Raw genomic sequence first — 560 nt, 5'->3', positions numbered from 1 at the left:
GTGTGGTGAAAATCCTTGGTTAAGGTGACCGCCATATCGCCCTGCGATAACAGTTGGCCGTCGCCGCTCAGGGCTTCGGCGTTAATATCTGCCTGTTCCCCGGCAATCAGGGTGCCTTGCCGGTTGTTAATCATCAGATGCGGTTGCTGAGCCGCACTGTTGAGAGTGAGCTGTTTGCCGGCGGATATCAGCCCCCGGGTATTGTCCAGCGAGTGAACCACCCGGGTTTGTAAATGACTGGCCGCCCGTAAAGCGCCCCCGGTATTGTCCACCTGCCGGGCGTTTATCGTCAGATTTTGCGCCTCCACGCCGTTATCCGCCGGCGTTGTCTCACGGTTAATCAGCTGAGGCGTATTCAGGGTGAGTTGTGAACCGCCCCGCATCAGGCCACCGGTGTTGTCGGTTTTTTCCTGCACGTTCAGCGTGGTGTCGCCCACCGCCTGCACCTGACCGTGACGATTGTCGAGCCAGTGGGTCGTCAGGGTAAACCGGCCCGCGGACAACAGTTTGCCATTCTGATTGTCAGTCCCGGCCTGTCCGGTCTGGATAACCAGCTGTCC

1 protein-coding gene and 1 pseudogene are annotated in these 560 nt (G+C 58.9%); both read right to left on the bottom strand.

What is annotated here, in order from left to right; genetic code table 11:
- Positions 1–437 (bottom strand): hypothetical protein (locus EAE89_RS23195; RefSeq protein WP_342345858.1); only part of this gene is annotated, 437 nt, incomplete at its 3' end.
- Between the two features lie 9 nt (positions 438–446).
- Positions 447–503, bottom strand: a pseudogene (locus tag EAE89_RS24235) (hypothetical protein); the annotation flags it as partial.
- Positions 504–560 lie beyond the last annotated feature (57 nt).

It is taken from the genome of Photorhabdus heterorhabditis (genome assembly GCF_018448905.1).
In the GTDB taxonomy this organism is placed as follows: domain Bacteria; phylum Pseudomonadota; class Gammaproteobacteria; order Enterobacterales; family Enterobacteriaceae; genus Photorhabdus; species Photorhabdus heterorhabditis.
This window is presented reverse-complemented; position numbering and strand designations above follow the sequence as displayed.